A 6,333-nucleotide genomic window follows, 5' to 3' on the forward strand; every position below is an offset into this window, starting at 1 on the left:
TTCTTGTCATAGTTAATACAAAGACCGTCCGAATGGGCGGTCTTTTTTTTATCTTTTTTTTCTGATAGTATAGGCGCTATGAATAAACTTTCTGTTGTTTTATATAAAAATCAGCCTGCGGTTGTTAATGACCGCGACGGCGATAAATATATCATTAAATTCTGTACACAGCCTGCGAGTCCGGGCGGAAAAAAAGCCGTTTATGGTGAGCAGAAGGTTCGTGAAAAGGATGTGGTGCTTCTGCATGAAGGTCCGTGTTCTTCTCTGGATGCTGTGCTTGGTTTTTCAACAGAAGGTATGGCGGCTCAGCTTGTAGAAACTTACGAGCTTTTGATGTCTGATGAGTCTACTGCCAGTGAAGCAATTTCTCTTTCTGATTTAGCTGAATATTCTCGCGGTGGTTTTAAGGCTGATGAAGCGTGGGCTTTGTATTCTGTTGCTGCCGGGGATGTTCATTTTCAGATTTCACAGGATGCTCTGAAAAACGGTGAGATTTCTTTTACGCTCCGTTCTGCTGATGAGATTGAAGCACTTGCTAAAAAACAATATGAAAAAGAGCATGAGTCTGAAATAAGGGCTGCTTTTATTGCTCGTCTTAAAGCTCGTAAACTTGACCTGCCGGAAGATGCAAAATTTATGGGTGAAGTTGAAGCTTTTGCCCTTTGTAAAACTGATAAGTCTAAGGTGCTTGCTGATGCAGGTATTTCCCAGACTATAGAAGCGGCACATAAGCTTTTGATTGATACTGGTATCTGGGACTTTACAAAAAATCCGTATCCGACACGTTTTGGATTCAGCTTTGATTCTGCTAAAGATCAGCTTGGAGCAATGCCTGAAGAAGAACGTCTTGATGTTCCGGGTGTTGCTTATGCTATAGACAGTGAACATTCTGCAGACCCTGATGACGCTGTTGCTTTTGACGGTGAGTACCTCTGGGTTCATATTGCAGATCCGGCTTCTTCTGTTGAACCTGATTCAAAAATTGATATAGCGGCGCGAGACCGCGGAACTACCTTGTATATTCCTGAAGGAACTTCGCGTATGCTTTGTGAAAGCTGCCTTGAAGATTATGCTCTTGGCCTAAAAGAAGATAGTCATGCCTTGTCTTTCAGAATCAAGCTTGATGATGAAAGTCAGATTGAAGAGTGTCAGGTTTTCAAAACAAATGTTAAAGTAAAACGCCTTACCTATAAATATGCAGAAGAGCATAAGGAAGATGCTGAACTTAAGCCACTTTTTGAAATTGCCCGCAAAAACCGTGAGCGGCGCGAAAAGAATGGGGCTGTCACAATTCAGATGCCTGAGGTTGATATTTCTGTAGATAAGGAAACAAAGAAAGTAACAATTGAACCTGAGGCTCGTCTTGAATCAAATGAAATGATTGCGGAACTGATGATTTTAGCCGGGGAGGGTGCTGCCCGTTTTGCTTTCAAAAATCAGATTCCGTTTATGTATATTAGTCAGGAAGCACCGGATTTTCCTGGAAATCTTCCGGATGGCTGGGCAGGACAGTTTGCCCGTATTAAGTGCATGAGAAAACGTTCTGTTGGAATTACACCTGCTCCTCATGCAGGGCTTGGCGTTTCATTCTATAGTCAGGTAACTTCGCCGCTTCGCCGTTACGGAGATTTGATTTCTCATGAACAGCTTCGCGCCTTTATTGATGGCCGCCATCTTATTGCAAAAGACGATATGCTCGAACGTGTTGCCGCCGGAGATGCTGCATCGATTGCAGCAAAAAAAGCAAGCCGCCAGAGCGATACTCACTGGAAACTTGTTTATCTTCTGCAGAATCCAGATCAGGAATACGAAGCTTTCTGCATTGACCGCCGCGGAAACGATGCGCTGTTCTTAATTCCTTCATTGGATATGCAGGCAACACTTCATAACTGCAGCGACGTTCAGTTGAATGATGCTGCACGACTTAAAGTTTCTAAGGTTGATATCCCGGAACAGAAGGTAGATTTTAAGCGTAACTAAAGTCACCTTCTTAATAACCAAAGTTACCCCTATCCCGGTGACAAAAGTCACCAGAATGTAACCATTGTCACCGTTGAATTCTCACCACACTGGCCGTATATTAGACTCGTGAGGTAAGGCCGTATGCGTCGGTCTTACTCAGCAGATTTTGCTTCCGCAAAACTGCGGTATCGCACATCCTTGTGCGACCGCTGCCGCGGAGGTTAGGAGGTAGATATGGACAGTATTATTTCAGTTTTAGCTGATAATCTTCCCTGGGTCTGGGTTGGAATTACAATTATCTGTGTGTTGATTGAATCTCTTACTCTTTCCCTTACTACCATCTGGTTTGGAATCAGTGCGTTTGTCATGGTTTTCCTTGCATTTACGCCTCTTCCTTTTCCAGCTCAGTTATTCATCTTTGTTGCACTTGCTCTTGTGCTTTTGATTTTTACACGTCCTGTTGTAAAGCAGAAGCTTAATCAGAAAAAGATAGCAACAAACTATGAGCGGATTATAGGACAGATAGCAGTAGTTACAAAGAAAATCACAGCTCTCGACAAGGGTTCTGTAAAAATCAATGGTATGGAATGGACTGCTGCCGTAAAAGAGGATATCACTCTTGAAGAGGGTAGTAAGTGCATTGTCGAAGAAATTGCCGGTGTTACGGCATATGTAAAACAGATTTAGATTCCGAAACAAGTTCGGGATGACAGTGAATTAGGAGGATTTAGAAATGATTTACGTAATTATCGCAGTTGCAGTTTTGGTTATGATTCTGATTATTACAAACATCAGAATTGTTTCTCAGTCTAATGCTTTTGTTATTGAACGCCTTGGTGCTTACCATGGAACATGGAATGTAGGACTTCATGTGAAGATGCCGTTTCTTGACCGTATTGCCAAGAAGGTTTCTCTGAAGGAAAAAGTTTTTGACTTTCCTCCACAGCCAGTAATTACACGTGATAACGTAACTATGATGATTGATACTGTAGTTTATTTTCAGATTACAGATCCAAAGCTTTATACATACGGTGTTGAAAAACCAATCAACGCTCTTGAAAATCTTAGTGCTACAACTTTGCGTAACATTATCGGTGAACTGGAGCTTGATGAGTCTTTGACAAGCCGCGACGTTATCAACACTAAGATGCGTTCTATTCTTGATGAAGCAACAGATCCTTGGGGAATCAAGGTAAACCGTGTAGAGGTTAAGAATATTGAACCTCCAGCAGCAATCCGCGATGCAATGGAAAAGCAGATGAAAGCTGAACGCGAGCGCCGTGAGCAGATTCTTATTGCAGAAGGTCACAAGCAGTCTGCAATCCTCGAAGCTGAAGGTCAGAAACAGGCTTTGATTCTTGAAGCAGAAGCGCACAAGGAAGCTGCAATTCAGAAGGCAAAGGGTGAAGCTGAAGCTATCCGCGAAGTTCAGCAGGCTAAGGCCGAAGGTCTTAAGATGCTCCGCGATGCTGGAATGGACGACAAGGTTCTTAAGCTCCGCAGCCTCGAAGCTTTCGAAGTTGCAAGTAACGGTCAGGCAACAAAGATTATTGTTCCATCAGATTTGCAGAACTTAGCAGGTGTAGTTACAAGTGTAGCTGAGATTGCGAAGAAATAAAAAATCCTCACGGAGTTGAGGAGTTCACAGAGGGGTAGTTGAGTATGTCGAGACTGCCCCTTTTTTTAGGGGAAAATATGAAAAAAAGTTTTTTATCAATATTGTTACTTGCTTTGTTTGTAGGTTTTATCTCCTGTAAAAATCAGAAAGAAAATGTTACTCCGGAGCAGTTGTGTTTTGATATCCAGAAAATACAGCTGGATATGGAGTATTCTTCACTTAGAGAGCTTTATAATCCGGAGCCTTTTGAACAGCTTAAAGCTGATGTGAAGGCCGGTAAGGCAGACCGGCTGGAATGTTTTTTCAGAATTCAGAAAATACTAAAAGAATACAAATGTCTTCATCTTAATCTTTTGCCTCTGGATTCTTCAGTTTTATATTCAAAAATTCTGCCATTTTACTTTTACTGTTTTGGAAATGATTATCATATTTACTGGACTATTCCAGAATATCAAAAATATCTTGGCTGGAAGCTTGTAAAAATAGGGGAATGTTCAGTTGAAGAAGCACGCCGCAGACTTCTTGATCTTTCAGTTTATTCTTATGAAACTGTTACTGGTGAAAAATATGATTTAGAAGCACCTTTAAGCTATGTAAAATTTCAGAGTGCCGGACTTGTAGAGAAGAATGGAAAGGTAAGCTTTTCTCTTGAATCACGCGATGGAGAAATAAAAACTATAAAATGCAAGGCACTTAATCCTTCGAAAATTAAGCGCTTCGTAAAAATAACACCAGAAAAAGCAAATAATTTTAATCATTATGATACAAGTAAGAATTACAGAATTGTAACTTCAGAGGAAAAGAAGGCATTGTATGTTCAGTACAACAGGTGTCTGGAAGATGAATCTTATACCTGTCAGAAATGGTTTGCTGATATAATTTCAGAATTGCAGACAGGAAAATATAATACCGTAGTTTTTGATCTGCGATATAATCCGGGTGGATACGCCACTATGGAATTTATGATTAATAATGAACTATGGAGATATAAATCTGAATTTGATAAATATAACCTTGCAATGATTACTTCGGGAAGGACGGCGTCTTGTGCAACCTGGTTTATGAATGATTTTATCCGAAATTATCCGGATGTAAAAATCTTTGGAGAAGAAACCGGAGAGGCAGTTTTTAATTATACAAACAGACCATTAACCAATAAACTGAATGCCTTAAATTGTGATTTTGCCTTTCCAAAACAGCTTGATGAAGATGTTCCGGAATTGTATAAGCGGGCCAGAGAAGTGACCCATTCAGATGTTCACCGTGGTACTCTGCCGGATGTAGAAGTTTTTGAAAAGTTTGAAGACTTTATGAAGGGTGAAGATACAATTTATAACGCAATTTATGAATATTTTCAAAAATAATCTGAATTATGTGGTATAATATGACTATGAATATTAAAAAGTTTTTAGACAAACCATTTAGACTCATGGCCCTGATTGGCTCTATCTATCTGATTACCATGATTCTGATGAATGTGTTTACAGATTTTTTCTACGAACTGAGTGTTATGCCTTTTTCCAGAACGGTTTCGTATTCTGCAGAAGGAGTAGCGCTGGTGCTTTGTGTGCTCTCATTCTTTTTTTATACCCATCATAGTATTTATTATATTGCCCTTGAAACACTTGCCTTTTCGTATCTTTATACAGGCAGAGTCTATACTGCGTTGTTCATAACGGCCATTCTGTTTTTTCTGTTGATGACAGAAAACCGGCTTGCTTCAAAGGTAAGGCTTAGTGTGTATCTAGCACTGGAAGTTGCAAAAATGATTTTTGTAATTCCTTATGGAGTTCGCAGCTTTTTTGAATATATAGGAATTACGCTTTTCTCCCTTGCAACAATCGGCTGTATCAATCTTTTGTTCCGCCACGCGTATGAGAAAAAAGATTCGGGAGAAATCAATCTTGATGATTATAAATTCACTGATCGTCAGATTGACTGTATAAAAGAGACAGTTGTTAATAACACTACCATTAAAGCACTTGCAATTACACATAATGTCAGTGAAAGTGCAATTAAAAAAGATTTAGCACACATTTACTCAGTTCTCGGAATTGACGGCAAGGCAGATCTCAAGGCGTTGTTTATCGGGTATAAATTCGATTAATCGAGAATAAGTTTTTTTTGTTATTTTTCACTGACAGAAATCTCTTCCAGAACTCCGTGCATGCGCCAGAAAATGAGCGGAGCGGAAAAAGGGCAGAGACTGCATTGAGCCGATACTGAGGCCGCCGGTTCGGCAGAAGATACGAGCGGAGCGACGAGGCTCACCGCAGTCTCTGTACTTTTTCAGCGGGAGCACATTTTCTGGTGATATGAGCCGGAAAAATGTGAGAATACTGAAGAAAAAAAGTTACAAAAAAATAAAAAAAAAGGAAAAAAAACACAAAAAAAACGGGATGAGCTATTGACAGTTTTCGGGGAAAGATATATATTCATTTTCACCGTCGCAACACTGAGTTGCGACACAGAACAAACAAAAAGTTCTTTGACAGATCAGGGAAGGAAATAACTGACTAAATAATTTTTTATGTTTTTTATATCAACGAACAAAAACATACCCGCGAGTTTTAGTTCTTAAAACTCGATTGTAAATCAATTCAGCAAATAGATAAAAGCTGGTTTGAACTGTTTATGAAGATCATTAGCCTTCGGGCTATTGAAATAATCATGGAGAGTTTGATCCTGGCTCAGAACGAACGCTGGCGGCGCGTCTTAAGCATGCAAGTCGAGCGGTAAGATTGGTGCTTGCA

5 protein-coding genes and 1 rRNA gene are annotated in these 6,333 nt (G+C 40.0%); all 6 read left to right on the forward strand.

From position 1 onward, the window contains the following. Nucleotides 1–78: 78 nt before the first annotated feature. Entirely contained in the window at nucleotides 79–1,980 is a 1,902-nt protein-coding gene (locus BMY21_RS08175; protein WP_074642685.1) for a ribonuclease catalytic domain-containing protein, read from the forward strand. A gap of 216 nt (nucleotides 1,981–2,196) precedes the next feature. Continuing rightward, entirely contained in the window at nucleotides 2,197–2,649 is a 453-nt protein-coding gene (locus tag BMY21_RS08180; RefSeq protein ID WP_074642687.1) for an NfeD family protein, read from the forward strand. Between the two features lie 46 nt (nucleotides 2,650–2,695). Further along, nucleotides 2,696–3,580 (forward strand): SPFH domain-containing protein, encoded by an 885-nt coding sequence (locus BMY21_RS08185; protein ID WP_074642690.1) that lies wholly within the window; start codon nucleotides 2,696–2,698, stop codon nucleotides 3,578–3,580. Between the two features lie 77 nt (nucleotides 3,581–3,657). Continuing rightward, a complete protein-coding gene (locus BMY21_RS08190; RefSeq protein ID WP_074642693.1) occupies nucleotides 3,658–4,944 on the forward strand; it encodes a S41 family peptidase in 1,287 nt (428 codons plus the stop codon). Nucleotides 4,945–4,970: 26 nt separating this feature from the next. Further along, nucleotides 4,971–5,687: a helix-turn-helix transcriptional regulator gene (locus tag BMY21_RS08195; RefSeq protein WP_143064192.1), complete on the forward strand. Its 717-nt coding sequence runs from the start codon at nucleotides 4,971–4,973 to the stop codon at nucleotides 5,685–5,687. A gap of 560 nt (nucleotides 5,688–6,247) precedes the next feature. Continuing rightward, nucleotides 6,248–6,333: ribosomal RNA gene (locus BMY21_RS08200) — 16S ribosomal RNA — on the forward strand; the annotation flags it as partial.

The organism is Treponema bryantii, from assembly GCF_900111035.1.
Lineage (GTDB): Bacteria > Spirochaetota > Spirochaetia > Treponematales > Treponemataceae > Treponema_D > Treponema_D bryantii_C.